The organism is Halomonas sp. I5-271120, assembly GCF_030553075.1.
Classification (GTDB): Bacteria; Pseudomonadota; Gammaproteobacteria; order Pseudomonadales; family Halomonadaceae; genus Onishia; species Onishia taeanensis_A.
Map to the genome: position 1 here is coordinate 3,523,854 of NZ_CP130701.1, position 21,245 is coordinate 3,545,098.

General features: G+C 60.7%; 19 protein-coding genes. 12 read left to right on the forward strand and 7 right to left on the reverse strand.

Annotated elements, in window-relative coordinates; genetic code table 11:
• Positions 1-88: 88 nt before the first annotated feature.
• Positions 89-3,154 carry an efflux RND transporter permease subunit gene (locus Q2K57_RS15875; RefSeq protein ID WP_112055316.1) on the reverse strand — a complete coding sequence of 1,022 codons (3,066 nt, stop codon included), beginning with the start codon at positions 3,152-3,154 and terminating at the stop codon, positions 89-91.
• Positions 3,154-4,278, reverse strand: a complete 1,125-nt coding sequence (locus tag Q2K57_RS15880) for an efflux RND transporter periplasmic adaptor subunit (RefSeq protein ID WP_112055315.1) — start codon at positions 4,276-4,278, stop codon at positions 3,154-3,156. The genes Q2K57_RS15875 and Q2K57_RS15880 overlap by 1 nt, the downstream gene beginning before the upstream one ends.
• Positions 4,279-4,679: 401 nt before the next feature.
• Between Q2K57_RS15880 and Q2K57_RS15885 the strand changes: the two genes are divergently transcribed.
• The 3 genes from Q2K57_RS15885 (at position 4,680) to Q2K57_RS15895 (ending at position 6,123) form a co-directional block, all read left to right on the forward strand.
• Positions 4,680-4,880 carry a hypothetical protein gene (locus Q2K57_RS15885; protein ID WP_112055314.1) on the forward strand — a complete coding sequence of 67 codons (201 nt, stop codon included), beginning with the start codon at positions 4,680-4,682 and terminating at the stop codon, positions 4,878-4,880.
• Between the two features lie 171 nt (positions 4,881-5,051).
• Positions 5,052-5,399 carry a putative quinol monooxygenase gene (locus Q2K57_RS15890; protein ID WP_304525651.1) on the forward strand — a complete coding sequence of 116 codons (348 nt, stop codon included), beginning with the start codon at positions 5,052-5,054 and terminating at the stop codon, positions 5,397-5,399.
• A 178-nt stretch (positions 5,400-5,577) separates the two neighbouring features.
• A complete protein-coding gene (locus Q2K57_RS15895) occupies positions 5,578-6,123 on the forward strand; it encodes a DUF3833 domain-containing protein (protein ID WP_304525652.1) in 546 nt (181 codons plus the stop codon).
• Positions 6,124-6,278: 155 nt separating this feature from the next.
• Here the strand turns inward: Q2K57_RS15895 and Q2K57_RS15900 are convergent, their stop codons facing one another.
• The 4 genes from Q2K57_RS15900 to gorA form a co-directional block, all read right to left on the reverse strand.
• Positions 6,279-6,677, reverse strand: coding sequence for an ectoine synthase (locus Q2K57_RS15900; protein WP_112055311.1), 399 nt, complete (start codon positions 6,675-6,677; stop codon positions 6,279-6,281).
• A 93-nt stretch (positions 6,678-6,770) separates the two neighbouring features.
• Positions 6,771-8,036, reverse strand: a complete 1,266-nt coding sequence (gene ectB / locus Q2K57_RS15905) for a diaminobutyrate--2-oxoglutarate transaminase (protein ID WP_112055310.1) — start codon at positions 8,034-8,036, stop codon at positions 6,771-6,773.
• Positions 8,037-8,155: 119 nt separating this feature from the next.
• The gene (ectA, locus tag Q2K57_RS15910; protein ID WP_112055309.1) at positions 8,156-8,734 is read right to left on the reverse strand and encodes a diaminobutyrate acetyltransferase; all 579 of its coding nucleotides are present in this window, start codon (positions 8,732-8,734) and stop codon (positions 8,156-8,158) included.
• Between the two features lie 290 nt (positions 8,735-9,024).
• Positions 9,025-10,386 carry a glutathione-disulfide reductase gene (gene gorA / locus Q2K57_RS15915; RefSeq protein ID WP_304525653.1) on the reverse strand — a complete coding sequence of 454 codons (1,362 nt, stop codon included), beginning with the start codon at positions 10,384-10,386 and terminating at the stop codon, positions 9,025-9,027.
• A gap of 160 nt (positions 10,387-10,546) precedes the next feature.
• Between gorA and can the strand changes: the two genes are divergently transcribed.
• The 9 genes from can (at position 10,547) to Q2K57_RS15960 (ending at position 20,606) form a co-directional block, all read left to right on the forward strand.
• Positions 10,547-11,191 carry a carbonate dehydratase gene (can, locus tag Q2K57_RS15920; RefSeq protein ID WP_369700274.1) on the forward strand — a complete coding sequence of 215 codons (645 nt, stop codon included), beginning with the start codon at positions 10,547-10,549 and terminating at the stop codon, positions 11,189-11,191.
• Between the two features lie 177 nt (positions 11,192-11,368).
• On the forward strand, positions 11,369-12,943 hold the full coding sequence (locus tag Q2K57_RS15925) for an ABC transporter substrate-binding protein (RefSeq protein ID WP_304525654.1): 1,575 nt from the start codon (positions 11,369-11,371) through the stop codon (positions 12,941-12,943).
• Between the two features lie 110 nt (positions 12,944-13,053).
• The gene (locus Q2K57_RS15930) at positions 13,054-14,100 is read left to right on the forward strand and encodes an ABC transporter permease (RefSeq protein ID WP_304525655.1); all 1,047 of its coding nucleotides are present in this window, start codon (positions 13,054-13,056) and stop codon (positions 14,098-14,100) included.
• Between the two features lie 26 nt (positions 14,101-14,126).
• Entirely contained in the window at positions 14,127-15,062 is a 936-nt protein-coding gene (locus tag Q2K57_RS15935; protein WP_112055303.1) for an ABC transporter permease, read from the forward strand.
• 10 nt (positions 15,063-15,072) lie between these two features.
• Entirely contained in the window at positions 15,073-16,095 is a 1,023-nt protein-coding gene (locus Q2K57_RS15940; RefSeq protein ID WP_112055302.1) for an ABC transporter ATP-binding protein, read from the forward strand.
• Positions 16,096-16,175: 80 nt separating this feature from the next.
• Positions 16,176-17,171, forward strand: a complete 996-nt coding sequence (locus Q2K57_RS15945) for an ABC transporter ATP-binding protein (protein ID WP_258396425.1) — start codon at positions 16,176-16,178, stop codon at positions 17,169-17,171.
• Positions 17,172-17,247: 76 nt separating this feature from the next.
• Positions 17,248-18,156 (forward strand): LysR family transcriptional regulator, encoded by a 909-nt coding sequence (locus tag Q2K57_RS15950; RefSeq protein WP_304525656.1) that lies wholly within the window; start codon positions 17,248-17,250, stop codon positions 18,154-18,156.
• Positions 18,157-18,193: 37 nt separating this feature from the next.
• On the forward strand, positions 18,194-19,498 hold the full coding sequence (gene pepQ, locus Q2K57_RS15955) for a Xaa-Pro dipeptidase (protein WP_304525657.1): 1,305 nt from the start codon (positions 18,194-18,196) through the stop codon (positions 19,496-19,498).
• A 70-nt stretch (positions 19,499-19,568) separates the two neighbouring features.
• The gene (locus tag Q2K57_RS15960) at positions 19,569-20,606 is read left to right on the forward strand and encodes a hydrolase (protein ID WP_112055299.1); all 1,038 of its coding nucleotides are present in this window, start codon (positions 19,569-19,571) and stop codon (positions 20,604-20,606) included.
• Here Q2K57_RS15960 and msrA read toward each other — a convergent pair.
• A complete protein-coding gene (msrA, locus tag Q2K57_RS15965; protein ID WP_112055413.1) occupies positions 20,587-21,222 on the reverse strand; it encodes a peptide-methionine (S)-S-oxide reductase MsrA in 636 nt (211 codons plus the stop codon). The genes Q2K57_RS15960 and msrA overlap by 20 nt on opposite strands.
• Between the last annotated feature and the right edge of the window lie 23 nt (positions 21,223-21,245).

Genomic DNA, 21,245 nt, shown 5'->3' on the forward strand with positions numbered 1-21,245 from the left:
GAGTCCAGCGATGATAAGGAGTGATGACGAGACTGTCCATGTAGGCACTCGCCATGTGGGCACCGGGAGGACCCCGGTGCCTGCACGTTCACGACGTTGTCGTTGCCTCGGCGCCGGCATCCTTGGCCGCATTGTGATCGCGGGCCAGCAGCAGGTAGAACGCCGGCAGCACGAACAAGGTGAACAGAGTGCCGATGCCAAGCCCGGAAGCGATGGTCAAGCCGATATCGAAACGGCTGACCGCCCCAGCACCAGTGGCTATCAGCAACGGTACCATGGCAACGATCAGCGCTACCGACGTCATCACGATCGGGCGCAGGCGAATCGCCGAGGCTTCGATGACCGCGTCACGCTTGTTGAGCCCCTCCTCATGCTGCAACTGGTTGGCAAATTCGACGATCAGGATGCCATTCTTGGCCACGACCCCGATCAGGGTGATCAGGCCCACCTGGGTGTATATATTCAGGCTCGAGACCCCGAGGGTGATGAACGTCATGGCGCCGGCTACCGACATCGGTACCGAGACCAGGATGATCAGAGGATCACGCCAGCTCTCGAACTGTGCGGCCAGCACCAGGTAGATGACGATCAGCGACAGGAAGAAGGTCAATATCAGGGCGCTGCCCTGATTCATCAGCTGCCGTGATTCCCCCTTGTAGTCGACCGAGTAAGCCGGAGGCAGGCTCTCGGCGGCTGTCTGGTTGAGCCAGCCAAGAGCATCGCCGAGCGTCACACCGGGGCGCGGTACGCCCTCGAGGATGACCGAGTTCAACTGCTGGAACTGGCTGCGTTTAGAGGGTTCCACGCTGTCCTCGAAGCGCACCAGATTACCAAGCGGCACCTGCTCCCCGGAATCGGCTTCGATGTAGTAGTTGTCGATCATCGAGGCGTCGAGACGGTATTGCTGCTCGACCTGAGGAATGACCTTGTAGCTGCGTCCGTCCATGCTGAACCGGTTGGTGAAGCCTTCACCGAGCAGCGTCGACAGCGCCTGGCCGACATCGGCCATGGTCAGGCCGATATCCGCCACCCGATCACGATCGACAAGGATACGGGTGTTGGGGCGGTTGAAGTCGATCGACTTGCGCAGGAAGGCAAAGTTGCCGCTGCCCATGGCCTGTCCGAGCAGATCATCGGCGATGGCGTTGAGTTCTTCATAGCTGTTGCCGGTCGTCAGCACGAACTGAACCGGCAAGCCGCCACTGGAGCCGGGCAGGGAAGGACGCGCGAAGGCGGCAGTCTGCAAGCCGGTCACCTGGGAAAGGGCGCCTTGCAGCTGGGGCATGACCTCCATCTGCGAGACATCCCGTTCGCTCCAGGGCGCCATCTTGAAACCACCAAACACAGTGTCGGCGCTGGTGCCGCCGAGGATCATGAACGACTCTTTGTAGCCGTCGATGCCTTCCACTCGGGCCTGGATGTCATTGGCATAGCGCTCCAGGTACTCGAGGGTGCCCGTCTGCGGTGCGGTGCCCTGGAAGAAGATAATGCCCTGATCTTCCGTCGGAGCCAGTTCGTTCTGGCTGGTGATGAACATGAAGTAGATCGAGGCCAGAACCACCGTGGCGAACACCACCGGCACCGACACGGTTTCGAGGGTGCGTGTCAGAAGCCCTCGATAGCCGTTGGACAAGCCATCGAAGGTAGACTCGACGCCTTTTTCGAAGCGCGATGATTTTCCGTGAGACTTCAGCACCTTGCCAGACAGCATCGGTGATAACGTCAGGGCGACGATGCCCGAAATGACCACGGCACCTGCCAGGGTAAACGCAAATTCCGTGAACAGTGAGCCGACCAGGCCGCCCATGAAACCAATCGGGGCGTAGACCGCCACCAGAGTGGTAGTCATGGCGATGATTGGCACCGCCATCTCCCGTGCGCCGTTGATGGCCGCATCGAAACGGGATTCGCCGGCCTCGATATGTCGGTGTACGTTTTCGACCACGATGATGGCGTCATCCACCACCAAGCCGATGGCCAGTACCATCGAGAGAAGCGTGAGCAGGTTGAGCGAAAAGCCCAGCACCAGCATCACGAATGCCGAACCGATCAACGACAGCGGCACCGCTACCGCAGGAACCAAAGCCGCGCGGAACGAACCGAGCGACAGGAAGATCACCACCAATACGATCAGAAGGGCTTCGAGCAGGGTTTTGACCACTTCATTGATGGAATCATCGATGAACTCCGAGGCATCGTAGGGCAGCACGACCTTGAGGCCCGCCGGCAGCTGGCGGCGGATTTCCGGGAGGGTGTCGCGAACGGCCGTGGCGACATCCAGCGGGTTGGCACCGGGCGCCTGCTCGATGGCCATGAAGGTAGAGGGCGTCCCGCTGTACCAGGCGGTACTGTTATAGTTTTCGGCACCCAGTTCGGTACGCGCCACGTCTCTCAGGCGCACCAGGTCGCCGCCATCGTTACGCACCACCAGGTCCTCAAACTGACTGGGATCGGTGATGTCGGTATCGGTGGTCAAATTGATGACCACGAACTCGCTGCGGGTCTTGCCGACCCCGGCCTGGTAGTTATTGTTTTGCAGGACATCGATGACTTGGCTGGGGCTGACGTTCAAGGCCGCCATGCGCTGCGGGTCGAGCCAGATGCGCATGGCCATGCTCTGGCCGAAGCTGCGTGCCTTGGCGACCCCAGGCAGCGCCTGAAGCTTGGGCTGCACCACGCGCGTCAGGTAATCGGTAATACGCGGCACTTCCATGCGCTCTGAATAGAACGCCAGATACATCAGCGCGGTGCTGTCACCGGTCGATGACTCGATGACCGGGCTTTCAGCGGAGCTTGGCAGTACGCTGCGTTGGCTGGCCACTTTGGCCTGTACTTCGGCCAGAGCAGCATTGGCATCGTAGTTGAGCTCCATGTTGACTTCGATGGTCGAGGAACCCTGAATACTGGTCGATTCGATGAAGTCGATGCCATTGGCTTCGGCAACGGCCTGTTGCAAGGGCGTGGTCACGAAGCCTTGCACCAGTTCAGAGCTGGCCCCCGGATAGGACGTCGTCACCGTGATCACGGTGCTTTCAAGCTCCGGATACTGGCGAACCTCCATATCCATGGCAGCCCTCACGCCAACCAGCAGGATCAGCAGGCTGATCACGGTGGCGAGCACCGGTCGCCGGATGAAGATATCGGTGAATTTCATCAGCCCTGCGCCTCCTCATCAGCATTCGTCGCCTGCGGCTCGGGCGCATCCTGCTTGGCCACCTTGACCGGCTGGCCATCGCGCAGGCGCAGAAGGCCAGTAGCCACGACCTGATCGCCTTCAGAGAGGCCGTCGGTAATCTCGACGACATCGCCCCGGGTGCTGCCCGTCGTCACTTGCTGTCGGGACGCGACGGTCTGGCCCTGATCATTCTCGACGATCCGAAACACGAAGTCGCCGTAAGTATTGAAGGACAGCGCCGTACGGGGGAGGGTGAGGACATCACGGGTATCGGCCGACAGCGTACTGACCTCGGCGAACATGCCCGGGTGCAGCGCGCCGTCGGCGTTCTCGAGCTGGGCACGGACATTGAGCGTACGGCTCGATTCATTGATCGAGGGCGCGATGGCCAGAATCTCGCCCTCGAAGACGCGCTCAGGATACGCAGCGACCGTCAGCTCGATGCCGCGGCCTGCAGCCACTTGGTCCAGTGCGCGTTCCGGCACGCTGTAGTCGACGTGGATCGGGTCGAGCATGTTCAGGTCGACAATCGGTGTGCCGACGGCAATATATTCGCCCAGGTCGACCTGGCGCAGGCCAACAACGCCGTCGAAGGGGGCGCGGATGGTTTTCTTGTTGAGCTGAGCGCGCTGCTGTTCGGCATCGGCACGGGCAGCCTGATAGTTGGCTCGGGCTTCGTCGAACTGAGACTGGGACACTGCGTTACGCGGCAGCAGGTTGGAATACCGCTGGTAGGTCTCGTTGGCGAGCTGCGCCTGTGCTTCCAGCGCGGCAAGCGCGGCTTGGTCGACGCTGTCTTCGAGGCGAATCAGCACATCGCCTTTGCTGACGCTTTGACCCGACTCGAAGGCCACCTCACTGACGACGCCGGCCACTTCGTTGGCCACTTCGACACCGTTGATGGCGCGCAGGGAGCCGACAGAGCTCAACCCCGGGCGCCAGGATTGAGATTCAATGGTGACCGCTTCGACGGGCGACGGTGGTTGGGCTTGTGAGTTCTTTGCTCCCATTTCCTGCATTTTCAGGTACTTCCACCCGAAAATGCTGCCCAGAGCCACCGTCAGTACGATGACGACAATGACGAGACGTATTGTGGTTTTCATAGCTTGTTCCCGAGAAGCGTCGACAAGAACCATGCCCGCTACGCCATAAGGCATCGAGGCGGCACAGGGAAGATGTTATAAGAGTCCAATGATGTAAGTATGACGACCAAATGGCCAGCCACCTACAGCAAAAAGGGAACAATAGTTTCGAGTTTCCTTGAATCCGCATATTCAATTTAACATAATATATATTATGCGAAGTGTTCGGTTGGGTGGCTGTGGCGCCAAGTCATGAGTGACAGGCTTGCCGACCGCCTAAGCTATAGATCGGCGACCACTGTAACCTTGGTGGCTGACTGGATACGGGCTTCTCGTCTGCTTTGAGGCCTCGCTTGCCAGTCAAATCGACACTCGTGGCAGCAAGTGCTACCGTTCGCGGCTTTCATAACAGGAGACTAACGATGAGCGCTGAATATTCCCTGCATGACCTGGCCAAGGCCAAGGAAGCGCTGGAGCTCGCCGAAAAGGCATGGGAAGAAGATGACGGCAACAACCGTCAGGCCCATATCAAGAAGATATCCGCTGCACGGGCCGACTTTGCCATGATCGAGGGTCAGCTCAAGCGTGACGGCATAATCGCCGAGGAAGACGCGGCATTTTAAGCGGGTTTCAGGCCAGATATGCCGTGCGCGGCCATGTTTCATCAGGTTTGCCCAGCAATTAAGCTAGGCCGGTCGTTATAGCATTTCTGGTATAACACCCGTAGGTTGATTTCCGGCGGCTATCAGCGGCTGGGAGCGTCGGTGTCCGGTTTCATACTCCAGGAGTCACGTATGTCACAGAAGATCTATTGCATCGCCAGTTTCAAGCCCAAGCCCGGCCGCGAAGATGCCGCATTCAAGGCGCTACAGGGCCTTGAACCCAATGCGCACCGTGAAGATGCCTGTCTGCGCTACACGGTGACGCGTCAGATCGAGAGCCCCTTTGCTCAGGGGGAAAGTTATCCGATCGTGTTCCATGAAGTCTGGGCCAATCGTGAAGCCTTTGAAGCACACTGCCAGCGCCATGAAATCCAGGCGTTTTTCCAGTCGCAGGTGGAATCTCCGGATGGCGACATCGAAGACGCCAACGTATGCGTCTATACCGATGAACCCGCCGGTTTCGACGCACCGCAGTTCTAATCAGGTCATCGGGTCCCCAGCGTTGAGTAAAGCGAGGGCCGCAGCGCTTCCGGTCTCGATATCCGATGTTGCGCCGTCCTGAGTCAGTAGCGCAACCGCCCTTCTTTTACGTTTGCCACTGAACTCGCCGCCATGGCACGACTCTCAACGCCATGACCTTTTATATCAGGAGGAATGCATGCGTCATCTTGCCAAGCGATACCACCTTTGGGCGTTTGCGTTTCTCGGCCTTGCCCTGACGGGCTGTGCCGGCGTGGACGTCGAGGATTATGCGGGTAGCGAGCCGAGGCTGGATATTGCCAAGTATTTCGAAGGCGATACCCGTGCCTGGGGCATGGTTCAGGACTACTCAGGCGAAGTGCAGCGGCGTTTTACCGTAGACATCATCGGCACCGTCGAGGGAGATACGCTGACCCTTGATGAACGCTTCCAGTATGCCAATGGCGAAACCGACCGCCGCGTCTGGACCTTCGAGCGCGTCGACGAGCATCGCTGGGTTGGCCAGGCCAGCGACGTCGAGGGCGACGTGGAGGCAACGCAGTATGGCCATGTTTTCCACATGAACTATCCGCTGGAAGTTGTTGTGGGCGGCCGGAACCTGACCTTCACTATGGACGACTGGATGTATCTGCAGCCGGATGGCCGCCTGATCAACCGGACCAACATGTCGAAGTTCGGCGTGACCCTTGGCGAAGTGACTCTGTCTTTCGATAAGGCGCCCTGAGCTTTCCCTCAATCGCAGATGGATCAAGCGCGGACCGACCTAACCCGGCCCGGTCGACTCGATGGCTAGAAACCAAAAAGCCCCGATGATTCACTCATCGGGGCTTTTTTCATGCATGCCGTATAGGCACGTCTAGTACACGGGCTAACAGCTGATCAGCTGTTGTCGTCCGGCGCAGCGTAAGAGCCATCTTCGCGATGCACTTCATTGCCGGTCAGGCCCGGCGTGAAGACACAGGCGAGATGCATGGTCTTGCTGGCACGCAGCAGATGATCGTCATGCTGGTCGAGGATGTAGATATCGCCTGGCTTGATCGGCCAGATCTTGCCATCGGCCAGGGTCTCAACTTCACCTTCCCCTTCGATGCAGTAAACGGCTTCGAAGTGGTTCTTGTAGTGGATGTGGGTCTCGGTGCCTTCGAAAATGCGGGTAATGTGGAAGGAGCATTTGCCGCCGTCGTCGGCCAGCGAGAGACGAGTGCTATCCCAGTTACCGTTTTCGGCTTTCACCAGACGATCTGTCTTGCGCGCTTCTTCGAGATTGCGAACGATCATTGCGAACTTCCTCTGTTGGAATACTGATCAGGAACCCGGTATCGCCGGGTTCCCGTGGCGCTGCCATCATGCTATCGGGTGGCCGGCGTCGACTTACCCAAATACATGCTTGATGCTGGCTTCGACGATGTCCAGCCCTTCCAGCAAATCTTCGTCGCTGATGGTCAGCGGGCACAGGCACTTGATGGCCTGGCCGTCATGGCCACTGGTCTCGATGATCAGGCCGCGCTTGAAGGCTTCTTCAGTGATCTTGTCGGCGATGTCACCGGTACCCACGTCCAGGGCACGCATCAGGCCACGGCCGCGCTCGGAGGCCGGGATGCCCTTCTCGGTCAGCCACGCTGCCAGCTCCTGGAAGCGCTGTTCGACGATGCGGCCCTTGCGGGTCACGTCACGCTCAAGCTTGTCGTCGCTCCAGAATTCACGCATTGCAGCGGTGGCGGTAGCGAAAGCCAGGTTGAAGCCACGGAAGGTGCCGTTGTACTGGCCGGGTTTCCACTTATCGAGCTCGGGGCGCATCAGCACATGGGCGAACGGCAGGCCGAAACCGGACAGTGACTTGGAGTTGCAGACGATGTCCGGCTTGAGGCCAGCGTGCTCGAAGCTGAAGAACTTGCCGGTACGGCCACAGCCAGCCTGGATGTCGTCGACGATCAGCAGGATGTGATGGTCACGGCAGATCTGTTCGAGGCGCTTGAGCCACTCGATGCCCGCGGGGTTGATACCCCCCTCCCCCTGCACGGTCTCGATGATGACGGCGGCAGGAATATCCAGGCCGCTGGAGTTGTCACCCAGCATTTTCTCGAAGTAATCGAGGGTGTCGACGCCTTCACCGAGGTATCCGTCGAAGGGCAGGAAGGCGGCGCCCTGTGTCGGAATGCCGCCGGTCGCTTCACGGAACTTGCGGTTACCGGTGGTAGCCAGCGCGCCCATGGTGACGCCGTGGAAACCGTTGGTGAAGGTTACGATGTTGTGGCGGCCGGTGGCCACGCGTGCCAGGCGAATCGCCGCCTCGACGGCGTTGGTGCCGGTCGGCCCCGGCAGGTGAATCTTATAGTCGAGACCGCGCGGCTTGAGGATAAGCTCATCGAGGGTTTCGAGGTACTCACGCTTGGCCTTGGTCCACATGTCCAGACCGTGAACGATGCCGTCATCGGCCAGGTATTCCAGCATGGCTTTCTTGAGCTTCGGGTGGTTGTGCCCATAGTTAAGTGTGCCGGCACCGGCCAGGAAGTCGATATACACCTTGCCGTCTTCATCCGTCAGGCGTGCGCCCTGCGCCTTGGTCAGCACGACCGGGAAAGAGCGCGAATACGTGCGAACTTCTGATTCCATCTGTTCGAAAATCTGGGTCTGCATGTTGACCTCCTTGTGATAAATACCGAGTAAATAGTGAGGAAAGAAAAAATCTGGACGCGAAAGCAATCAGCCCGCTGCCAATGATCCCAGCAGGCTGTTACCGAAATGTGCGCGGAAACTTAGATACGATCGGGCTGGAAGGGGCCGATACGTACGAGGTTTTCGGGATCGTGTTCGCCACCGAGCTGGTCAGTGGAGAAATATTCCCGGCTGTTGAGCGGTGCCTGCCAGCGATCTGCCAAGCGGGTAAAGAGGCCCCAGGACGCGGCATTGTCCGGGGTGATGGTCGTCTCGAGGTGGCGCACATCGACAAGCTCAGGACGGCTCATCACGGCTTCCACCAGGCGACGGGCAAGGCCCGTGCCGCGCGCCTTCTCACCCACGGCGACCTGCCACAGAAAGTAGGTATCCGACGCATTGCTCTTCACGTAGCCGGACACGAAGCCAACGATCTCGCCCTCTTCGTTGGTCGCAACGGCACAGCTGTCGCGGAACTGGGTGGCCAGCAGCAGGTAGGCATAGGCGGAATTGACGTCTAGCGGCGGGCAGGCCTTGACGAGCTCGTAGATGCCCCAGCCGTCATCGGGGTTCGGCTTGCGGATGAACAGCGATGTCTTGGCATTGCCCACCACGGCATCGGCAACGCTTGGGCGTGCCAGTTCGGCGGAGGTCGTGAAAGGCTGCGTCGATACGTTCATAGATATGCTTCGCTATTGGCGAATTTGCGCATAATCATAACAAAGGGTTATGACCAGATCAAAGGGGCCTTTATCACGATGCGCAAAATCCATAATTTAAGATTATGACCGCGCGGCAAGCCCTGCATGGCGCGGCCTGCCAGCATGTAGACATACTGATCCAGTTTAGCCCAGCTCAGCAGAGACAGGTTCAACGTCGACATACAAAAAGGCCATCCCGCGTTCGGGATGGCCCAGGTCATGGCGCACCCATCAGTGATGGTGCGCGCGGATCATATGAGCGTCATGGATCAGGTGCGTGTCACGCTGCGCATGGTGACGAATTCCTCGGCGCCAGTGGGGTGAATGCCCACGGTGGCGTCGAAATCAGCCTTGGTCAGGCCTGCACGCACGGCGATGGCGATGCCCTGAATCAGCTCGCCTGCCTCTTCGCCCACCATATGAGCACCGAGCACACGGTCGCTTGCATCATCAACGATCAGCTTCATCAGGCAACGCTCGTCGCTTCCGGACAGGGTATGCTTCATCGGCTTGAAGTCGGCGGCATAGACGCGAATCGCCGCATACTCGGCACGTGCTTCCTCTTCGGAGAGCCCGACGGTGCCGATGTTGGGATGACAGAACACCGCCGTTGCGATGCTTGGGTAATCCAGGGGCTTGGGCGTGCTGTCGCCGAAGTGATGCTGAACGAGCTGCATGGCTTCTTCCAGCGCGACCGGTGTGAGCTCCGGACCGCTGATGACGTCGCCCAGCGCCAGGATCGATGGCGTCGAGGTCTCGAAGCGTTCATTGACAGCGATCTTGCCGTCCCGGTCGAGTGCGATGTCGAGCTTATCGAGCCCCAGGCCTTCGAGGTGAGGCTTGCGCCCGGTGGCCGACAGCACGGCGTCGACTTCGAGCGTCTCGCCATTGGTCAGAGTCACCAGGTAGGCGTCCCCTTGAGCATCGATACGTTCGATATTGGTCTCGAAGTGCAGGTTAACGCCCTTCTTGGCCATCTCATCGCGGGTGAACTCGCGAACCTCATGATCGAAGCCGCGCAGGAAGAGCCCGCTGCGATAGACCAGATGGGACTCGCTGCCCAGGCCGTTGAAGATGCTGGCGAACTCAACCGCGATATAGCCGCCGCCGAGGACCAGGAAACGCTCGGGAAAACGATCGAGATCGAAGACCTGATTGGAATTGAGCACATGCTCGTTGCCCGGGAAATCCGGTACCCATGGCCAGCCACCGGTGGCGACGAGGATCTTCTCGCTGCTGAAGGTCTCGCCGTTAACTTCCACGTGGTTGGCATCGGTCACCGTGGCGCGGCCATTGATCAGGCGTACGTCGGCATTATCGAGCAGGCGACCATAGATACCGTTAAGGCGCTTGATCTCCTCGATCTTGTTGTCGCGCAGGGTCGCCCAGTCGAAGCGCGGAGCTTGTGGCAGCTGCCAGCCGAAGCCGGCACTATCGTGAAAGGCTTCCTGGAAGTGCGCCGCGTAGGAGTAAAGCTTCTTGGGTACGCAGCCCACATTGACGCAGGTACCGCCGAGATAGCGGTCTTCCGCGATAGCAACACGGGCACCGGCAGCCGCGGCCGTACGAGCGGCGCGAACGCCGCCAGACCCTGCGCCAATGACGAAGAGGTCGTAATCGAACTGGGACACGATGTTCTCCTGAATACTGGAAGCATAAAAGCGATGCAGGGATGATAACAGTGATGAACAGGTGCCGGGAGGTCCTGCGTTGACCGCCATGGCATCACAGGGTAAAAGACGCGCCCTATACAGCAGCCGCATCGATGAGGGTTCGACGATGATGAATGAGATGAAGAAACTACTGGAGCGCAATCGCGAATGGGCCGAGAGCGTTCAGAAAGAGGACCCCGAGTTCTTTGCGCGGCTCTCCGACCAACAGAACCCCGACTATCTTTGGATCGGCTGCTCGGATTCCCGCGTACCGGCCAACCAAATCATCGATCTGCCACCGGGCGAAGTCTTCGTTCACCGCAATGTCGCCAACCTGTTGCATCACAACGATATGAACGCCCTATCCGTGGTGCAGTTCGCGGTCGATGTGCTCAAGGTCAAGCACATCATGATCGTGGGTCATTACGGCTGCGGGGGCATCAAGGCTGCTATGACCGGTGGTGAATGCGGCATCGTCGATTATTGGCTGCACAGTGTACGGGAGCTATACAGCCGTCACCGTAAAACCCTGGAGGCGCTTCCCCTCGAGGAGCAGGTCGACCGCATGTGCGAGCTCAACGTCAAGGCGCAGGTCGACAACCTCTGTCGCACCAAGATCATCCAGCGCGCCTGGCAGCGTGGGCAACCGTTGGCCGTCCACGGCTGGGTCTACGGCTTGAGTGATGGTCGCGTGACCGACCTCGAGTGCACCGTCGAGGGCCTCGATCAGGTACCGCAGCTGTATCGTGTCGACCGCCTGGTGCCTGCCGATCAGGCTGATTGAAGCCCCTGTCCTGCTTCCTCTCAATCGCTGGCTGATTCAGCCAGCGAATGACGCCTGTCATAATTTCGATTGTCTGGCCCTCAAACGACTGTCTAAGGTGTTTAGAGTCCTCGCTCCCCGCGAGGCTGCATAACAACGGCATAACACAGTCGATAACAACCACAATTGGGGACCTACATGATCTTTCGAAAAACTCTGCTGGCCACCGTAATCGGGGCCACCGCCGTGGGTGCTGCCCTGCTGCCCGCGACTGCCAGTGCGGAAAACACCCTGCGCATGGCCTATGACGCCGACCCGGTGTCGTTGGACATCCACGAGCAGCTCTCCGGCGGTATCCTGCAGTTGTCGCACATGACCTTCGACCCTCTGGTGCGCTGGACCAAGGATCTTGAGTTCGAGCCCCGTCTTGCCACTTCGTGGGAGCAGGTCGACGACACCACCATGCGCATGACGCTGCGTGAGGGCGTGACCTTCCACAGCGGCAACAGCTTTACCGCCGATGACGTGGTCTTCACTGTCGAGCGCCTGAAACAGAGTCCCGACTTCAAGGCGATCTTCGAGCCGGTCGAGAGCGTGACGGCGATCGATGACACCACCATCGAGTTCACCACCACCGAGCCCTACCCGCTGCTGCTGAACCTCGCGACCTACATCTTCCCGCTGGACAGCCAGTTCTACAGCGGCACGGACGAAGACGGCGACCCCAAGGACGAAATCGTCAAGAACGGCAACTCCTACGCCTCTCGCCATCTCTCCGGCACCGGTCCCTTCGAGGTCTCCAATCGCCAGCAGGGCGTGCGCATCGACTTCGAGCGTAACGATGACTATTGGGACGAATCCTCCCCGGGCAACGTCGACAACGTCGTGCTGACCCCGATTGGCGAAAACGCCACGCGTGTCGCCGCCCTGCTCTCCGGCGACGTCGACTTCATCGCCCCGGTACCGCCTAACGACCTGGACCGCATCCGCGACGACGAAGACGTCCAGTTGGTAACCATGTCCGGCACCCGGATCATCATCTTCCACATGGACGAGAATCGCGTCGAGGCGTTCAAGGACCCCCGCGTGCGTCAGGCATTTGCTTATGCTATCAACCAGAAAGGCATCGCCGACCGCCTGATGAAAGGCTTCGCCACCCCGGCGGCTCAGCTTTCACCGGCTGGCTATGCCGGCCATAACGATGAGCTGAGCCCACGCTATGACGTGGAGAAGGCCAAGGAGCTGATGGCCGAGGCAGGCTATGAGGACGGCTTCAGCATCACCATGATGGCGCCCAACAACCGCTACGTGAACGATGCCAAGATCGCCCAGGCCGTGGCTGCCATGCTGGCTCGCATCAACGTGACCGTCGATCTGAAGACCCTGCCCAAGGCTCAGTACTGGGGCGAGTTCGACGACCGCGCCGCCGACATGATGATGATCGGCTGGCACGCAGACACCGAGGACTCTGCGAACTTCTACCAGTATCTCACCGAGTGCCCGGATGCCGAGACCGGTGCTGGCCAGTACAACGCCAGCAACTACTGCAATCCGGAGCTCGATGCCCTGGTATCCGAGGCCAACGTCGAGGTCGACCTAGAGAAGCGTGCCGAGATGCTCCAGGCCGTGGAGAAGGCGCTATACGACGATGCCGCCTTCATTCCGCTGCACTGGCAAGATCTGGCCTGGGCCTCGGCGAAAAACGTCGATATCGAGCCGATCCTCAACGTCATGAACTTCCCCTATATCGGGGACCTGGTGATCGAGGAATAACCCTCGCCTCCCGTGCCGGCCCGCGTCGGGCCGGCGTTTGCCGATCCCGTTGTCATCGTACGGCCCTTGTGGCCGTGCGCTAACGACCGCATGCCTACAGGACGCAATCCATGATTGCCTTTCTGATCAAGCGACTGTTCCACGCCTTCCTGGTGATGTTTGTCATCAGCGTGATCAGCTTCGCCATCCAGGACAACCTGGGCGACCCGATCCAGCAGATGGTCGGACAGTCCGTGCCCGAAAGCGAGCGCGCGGAGCTGCGTGAGGAGTTAGGGCTCAACGACCCCTTCTTCGTCCAGTATCTGCGTTTCGCCAAGAACGCCGCCCAATTCGACTTCGGCTATTCGTACATCTTCAACGAGCCGACCACTCAGGTGATCATGCGCCACCTCCCCGCCACCCTGGAGCTGGTAGCGGCGACCACCTTCCTGATCGTGCTGCTGTCAGTGCCGGTCGGCGTGTACAGCGCCATCAAGCCCCGAGCCTGGCTGTCGCGGGCCTTCATGGGCGTGTCGATTGTCGGTATCTCAATCCCGGTGTTTCTGACCGCCATCGTGCTGATCCAGCTGTTTGCCATCGGCGTCGAGTTCACGCCCTTCCCCGTCGACACGGCCTGGGGCGCCTGGCTCAACGATCTGCTGTCAACAGACGGGGGCATGCCCGCCTATGGCCGCGGCAACCCGGTGCATGTGTTTGGTACCTGGGACACCAACTTCAGCTCTCTTGAAGGCCTGACCTACCTGGTGCTTCCGGCCATCTCGCTGGCCTCGATCATGCTGCCCCTGTTCATTCGTCTGATTCGGGCCGAAATGCTCGAGGTATTGCAGTCCGAATACGTGAAGTTCGCGCGTGCCAAAGGCATCTCACTGCGCCGCGTCTACTTCGTGCATGCGCTGAAGAACACCATGCTGCCGGTGATTACCGTGGGTGGGGTGCAGATCGGCACTCTAGTGGCCTACACCATCCTCACCGAGACGGTCTTCCAGTGGCCGGGTATGGGGCTGATGTTCCTCGATGCCATCGAGCGCTCGGATATTCCGCTGATCGTCACCTATCTAATGATCGTCGGCCTGATCTTCGTGATCACCAACACCCTGGTCGACCTGATTTACGGCCTGGTCAACCCCACCGTCAAGCTCACCGGCAAGCCCGCCTGAGCCCGACTGCCATGAGAGAGAACGCCATGAGTGACACAATCGTTCCCGGCAGGTGGGCACGCTTTCGCGATTCCTACCTGCTCTATAGCTTCAAGCGCGACCTGGTGGCCCAGCTGAGTCTGGTGCTCTTCGCGGTGCTGATCATCGCCGCCGTGTTCGCCCCCTGGCTGGCGCCGGCCAACCCCTATGATCTCGCCCAGATCGATATCCTGGCCTCGGAGCTTCCTCCCTTCTGGATCGACGGCGCCGATCCCCAGTACCTGATGGGCACCGATGCTCAGGGGCGTGACCTGCTGTCGACCATTCTCTATGGTGCGCGGGTCTCGCTGATCATCGGCTTTGGCGCGGTACTGATGCAGGCCGCCATCGGCGTCAGCTTCGGCCTGATGGCCGGTTACCTGGGCGGCCGCGTGGATGCCTTTCTGATGCGCCTGGCCGATATCCAGCTGTCCTTCTCGACCCTGATGGTGGCGATCATCGTGGGCGCTCTGGTCAAGGCGATCTTCGGCGGTGCCACCTTCAGCGAGTACGCGGTACCGCTGCTGGTGCTGATCATTGGCCTGGCCGAATGGCCGCAGTACGCCCGCACCGTGCGCGCCTCGGTGCTGGCCGAGCGCAGCAAGGAATACGTCGATGCCGCTCGGGTCATGGGCCTGAAGAGTCGGCGGATCATGTTCCGCCACATCCTGCCCAACACCCTGTCGCCGATCTTCGTTATCTCTACCGTCCAGGTCGCCAACGCCATCATCTCCGAGGCCGCGCTGTCCTTCCTCGGGCTCGGCATGCCGGAGACGCACCCCTCGCTTGGCTCGTTGATCAAGTCCGGCTTCGACTACATCCAGTCGGGCTCCTGGTGGATCACCCTGATCCCGGGCGCGGTGCTGGTCATTCTCGTGCTGGTCATCAACCTGCTGGGCGACTGGCTGCGCGATGTCCTCAATCCACGTCTCTACAAGGGCTGAGGAGTCACCCATGGCACTCTTGGAAGTGAATAACCTCGACGTCCGCTTCGCCTTGCGTGGCGGCGACGTGCGCGCCCTGCGCGACGTCTGCTTTACCCTCGATCGCGGCGAGCGACTGGGCATCGTCGGCGAGTCCGGTGCAGGCAAGTCGGTCGCGGCCTTCAGCCTGCTGAACCTGATCGCCAAGCCTGGCTATATCGCTGGCGGCAGCATCACCTTCGACGGCGAAGAGTTGTCGGGCATGAAGGATCGCGGCCTGCGTCGCATCCGCGGCAACCGCATCTCGATGATCTTTCAGGATCCGATGATGACCCTGAACCCGGTGCTCTCGATCGGTGAACAGATGGTCGAATGCCTCAAGGCCCATCGCCGTATCTCGACCCGAGAGGCCCGGGCGATTTCCCTGCACAAGTTGAATCAGGTCCAGATCCCGTCGCCGGAGACGCGCCTCGATCAGTATCCCCACGAGCTTTCCGGTGGCATGCGCCAACGGGTGATCATCGCCATCGCCCTGCTGCTAGACCCGGATATCATCGTCGCCGACGAGCCGACCACCGCACTGGACGTGACCATCCAGGCCGAGATCATGGACTTGCTGCTTGACCTGTGCGAGAAGCACAACGTGGGTCTGGTGCTGATCACCCATGATCTGGGCGTGGTCAGCCAGGTCACCCAGCGCATGCTGGTGATGTATGCCGGCCGGGTGATCGAGCAGGGGCCAACCCGCGAGATCATCAACGACCCGCAGCATCCCTATACCCAGGGACTGATCAACGCCTTGCCGCAGATGGCCACCCCGGGATCGAGACTCAATCAGATTCCCGGCAGCATGCCGTCGCTCTCGAATCTGCCCAGCGGCTGCGCCTTCCATCCGCGCTGTAGCTTCGTCAACGATGCCAGCGGCCAGCCTCGCAAGGCCTGTCTGGACAAGGTCCCGGGCTTTGTCGATTCGGGCAACTGCCGGGTGGCCTGCCACATGGTCGCCGAGCTAGTCAATCAACAACAACGCGACTCGCGGGAGGAGACCCTATGACCGCCGCCGTGTCCCAGCACGATTCCAAGGCTCCTGCGGCGGCCGCCGGTAACCGGGAAAACGATACCGCTGCACCGCTGATGGAGATTCGCAATCTCTACAAGCGTTTCTCGCTGTCTGGCGATTTCCTCGAGCAGCTCAAGTTCAGGGGCGGCAAGCTGGTCCGTGAGCAGGAACACGTGCATGCCATCAATGGCATTGATATCGACATCCGCCGCGGTGAAGCGCTGTGCGTGGTGGGTGAATCTGGCTGCGGCAAGTCCACAGTGGCGCGAACCGTGATGGGGCTTCTGTCGCCGAGTAAAGGCGAGATCCACTATGACGGACAGCGCATCGATCACCTGTCCGCCAAGGAACTGTTGCCCTACCGCCGGCGCATGCAGATGATCTTCCAGAACCCCTACGCCTCGCTCAATCCGCGCATGACTATCCAGCAGACGCTGGAAGAGCCGATTCGCCTGCACCACCCGGACTGGTCAAAGGAGCGCGTGCGTGACCAGGTGCGCGACGTCATGGATTCGGTGGGCATCGATCCTGATTGGGGGTCGCGCTTCGGTCATGAGTTCTCGGGCGGTCAGCGGCAGCGCATCGCCATTGCCCGAGCGCTGGCCGTGGATCCTGAGTTCATCGTTGCCGATGAGCCGATCTCGGCGCTGGATGTGTCGATTCAGGCCCAGGTGCTGAATCTGATGATGGAAGCGCAGCAGCAACGCAACCTGACCTACCTGTTCATCACTCACGATCTCGCTGTGGTCGAGCACTTCGGCACTCGGGTGGCGGTCATGTATCTGGGCATGGTGTGTGAAATTGCGCCCACCGGCACCCTCTTTGCGAAACCGCGACATCCTTATACCCAGGCCTTGCTGTCGGCGATCCCGCGACTGGAAGATGACCGCCCTCAGCATATCCGACTGCAGGGTGAGGTGCCGACCCCGGTGAACCTGCCAACGGGGTGTGTCTTCCACGGCCGCTGTCCACATGCCAACGAGCGCTGCCGCCAGGAAGTGCCGGCACTGATAGACGTCGAGGACGGTGCCCGGGTTGCCTGCCATGGTGTCGAGGAAGGCCGTCTGTGAGTCATGAGGCGGCTTCTGCCGCCTCGCTTTGCTGCGCGGATAGACACGATACGGCATCTCACACGACAGGAACGCTATGGAATTACGATGGCTGGAAGACTTCATTGCCCTGGCCCGCACGCGACATTTCTCGCGGGCTGCGGATGAGCAGAACGTCACCCAGCCAACCTTCTCGCGCCGCATCAAGCTGCTCGAGGAGGAAATGGGAACGACGCTGATCAACCGCCAGACTCTGCCGCTGTCGCTGACGCGGGCAGGCGAGGAATTTCTTGCGCTGTGCGAGCAGACCACCGAGCGGATACGCATTACCCGTGATCGTATAACGCGCCTGGATGAGGCGCAGTCACGTCGCTTATTGCTGGCAGCACCCCAGAGCCTGCTATCGCACTTCTTGAGCGGCTGGTTGGATGAGATGGGGCAGCCTCCCCTACAACCTTACCTGCGTGCCACCGGTTGGCTGGCCGCCGACTACTTCCAGGCACTGGAGCGCGGTGAGTGCGATCTGGCGGCCTGCTACTGGCCGAAGGGGCGCACGCCTCTGGAACTCGACATGACGGCCTTCGAGCATCGAGTCATCGGTGCCGAGCGGCTGGTGCCCGTCACCATCCCGGACGGTTTCGGGAAACCCCGGTTCACGTTGCCAGGAGAGAGACGCGCTCCCCAACCGCTGATTGCCTATCATGCTCGGGGGCTGATGCAGGCAGCGATCGAGGATCATCTGGTTCGCCAGCCTCAGGCCTGCCACTTCAACGTGCTGACCGAGAGTATTCAAAGCAGCAACGTCAAGGAACTGGTATGCCTGGGCCATGGGCTTGGCTGGTTACCCGAGCGAGTCGCGCGTGACGTCCTGGCAACGGGGCAACTGATGCGCGCCGGCGCGTCTCACTGGGATATCTCTCTGGAAGTTAGGCTTTATCGTCATCGTGAGGCTCGCCAAAGCGGTCTCGAGAACTTCTGGTCGACCCTTGATGCGGCGGCGGTCTGATTCGCCCCCTACATGGACACCCAATATGAGTGACATCATGAAAGAGACGCTTGAACACAAGCAACTTGCCCACCTCGAGACACTCCAGACCGCCTACGACCGCTTGCTGACGGCACAGGGTTTCGATGGCGTATTGCTCTATAGCGGCCATCCGCAGCGTCATTTCGCCGACGATCAACACGCGAGCTTTGCCACCTACGGCCATTTTATGCACTGGGTACCCCTGCAGGGTCTGGATCACAGCTGGTTGTTGGTGCGTCCAGGACAGACCCCGAGTCTTCAGCTGCATGCGCCTACGGATTTCTGGCACCTGGGCACCGAGCTGCCAGAAGAAGCCTGGGTTGAAGCCTTTGCCGTAGAGCGCGTGGCCACGCCAACGCCGCCACGCCTGCCTGCCGGTCGTTTTGCCGTGCTTGGCGACGTCGATGCCGAGACCGCCCGAACCCTGGGCGCCGAGCTCAACCCGCCGGCATTAACTCAAGCCCTGGACGAGGGTCGCGTGCGCAAGAGCGCTTACGAGATCGACTGCCTGTGCGAGGCAAACCGGCGTGCCGGGCTTGGTCACCGTGCCGCTCGTGACGCCTTCTTCGACGGCGGTGCCGAGCTCGATATCCAGCTCGCCTACCTCGGCGCCAGTCGTCAGCGCGAATCAGATCTACCCTATCAAAGCATCGTTGGCGTCAATCAGCATGCCGCTGTGTTGCACTACCAGCACTATGAGCTCGCCGCTGCCACTGATCATCACAGTCTGCTCATCGATGCCGGGCATCGCCACCGTGGCTACTCGGCCGATATCACCCGCACCTGGGCCGGCGGCGATGCCAGCGACGCCTTCGCTGGCCTGATCGAGGGCGTCACCACGATCCAGCAGGACCTGATCCGGGCCATGGGACCCGGTGTCGACTATCCGACGCTGCATGCTCAAATGCATCAAGGACTGGGGGCGTTGCTCGGTGACCTGGGGATGATTAAATGCAGTGCCACCGCGGCTGTCGAACAAGGCATTACTCGGGCTTTCTGCCCCCATGGACTGGGGCATCTGCTGGGCCTTCAGGTTCATGATGTGGCCGGCCGGCAGGCCTCAGACGGAACGGCGTTGCCGCCGCCTGCCGAGCACCCGGCGCTGCGGCTAACGCGAACGCTGGAAGCCGGCATGGTGGTGACCATGGAGCCGGGCTGCTATGTGATTCCGATGCTGTTGGATCCGCTTCGTGAAACACCCGCCGGAAGCGATATCGATTGGGCCGCGGTGGAGGCACTGGCCCCCCATGGCGGGGTACGTATCGAGGACAACGTGCTGGTGACCGACCAGGGGGCCGAGAACCTGACACCGGTCATCTGACCAGCGAGAAGTGTTGCAGCATCCCTCAAGCACGATAAGCTTGGGGGTATTCCCAACTCGCGAGGCAGGCATGTCACGCACCATCGTTCCCGCCGACTTTCGCCCTGCCAGAGGGCTTGCCAACCGCCACCTGCAGACGCTGCTGCCGCGAATGTTGCCGGCACCGCGTTTGGCCTTCGAAACGGAGATCGTCAATCTACCGGACGGCGATTTCGTGGAATTGGCCTGGGGCCGACCCGCCCCCGAGGCAGCTGACGCCCCGCTGTTCATCCTCTTTCATGGCCTGGAAGGATCAGTCCAGTCCCCCTACGCCAAAGGGCTGATGGCCACCGCTGCGCGGCTTGGCTGGCGCAGCGTGCTGATGCACTTTCGTGGCTGCGGCAAGGCCCCCAATCGCCTGCCCAGGGCGTACCACAGCGGCGATACCGCCGATGCCTACTGGGTCCTTGGCCTGCTGGCGAAGCGCTATCCCCACGCCCTGAAGGTAGCCGCCGGCGTTTCGCTGGGGGGCAACATGCTGACCAAGCTGGTGGCTGAGCAGGGAGGCGATGGCCTCGACCTGGCTGGCGCAATCGTCATCAGCGCTCCACTGGACCTGGCCGCCAGTGCCGACGCTCTGAATCGTGGCTTTGCCAAGGTCTATCAGCGCCACCTGCTAAAGGATCTGAAGCGCAAGATTGCGGCAAAAATGCGTTTGGGGCCCTTGCCGATCGCCCTTACACCGCATCAGCTCAAGGAGCTCGACACCTTCTGGGCCTACGATAACGAGGTCACGGCACCGCTGCATGGCTTCAGCTCAGCTAGCGATTACTATGCCCGCGCATCAGCGGGTCGGCTGCTCGGCACTATCGAGCTGCCGATGCTGATGCTGCATGCCGCCGACGATCCGTTCATGCCCGGCGATCTGTTCGAGCGCCTTCCCACCCCCGCGGATTCCGTGAGAGTCGAGATTGCCCGGCATGGCGGGCACGTCGGTTTCATCGAGTCCCGCCATGGTCGACCGAGTTCCTGGCTGTTGCGCCGCGTGGCCAGGCAGCTTGACGACTGGGCCTCGGCAGGCCCTGCGACTCACTGGCCCACCTTCGTGGCTAGCCGATCGGACAACTGACGCCGGTTCCCTTCAGGCCGCAATAACCATTGGGATTTTTCGCCAGATACTGCTGGTGGTACTCCTCGGCGTAATAGAAGGCCTCCAGGGGCGCGACCTCGGTAGTGATCTCTCCCCCGCCGGCTTCCTTCAAGGCATGCTGATACTGCTCACGGCTCTGCTCGGCCGCCTGGCGTTGAGCAGCGCTGGTCGCGTAGATCGCCGACCGGTACTGGGTGCCGATATCATTGCCCTGGCGCATGCCCTGAGTGGGGTCGTGGGCTTCCCAGAAGACGCGCAGCAGACGCTCCAGTGAGATAATGGCCGGGTCGTAGATCACCCGCACCACCTCTGTATGGCCCGTCCAGCCGCTGCAGGTCTCTTCGTAGGTCGGGTTGGGCGTGTAGCCGCCGGCATAGCCGGCTGCCGTGACCAGGACACCGGGCAGCTCCCAGAACAGTCGCTCGGCGCCCCAGAAGCAGCCGAGCCCAAGAACGATGTCCTCGCTGCCTTCCGGAAACGGCGGGCACATGGCGGCGCCGTTGACATGATGGATACCGCTAATGCTCAGCGGTGTGTCACGTCCCGGTAGAGCACGTTCCGGGCTGACGGGTTGCTGCTTGTCGGCATGGCGCATGTTGAGCTCCTTGAGATGACGAA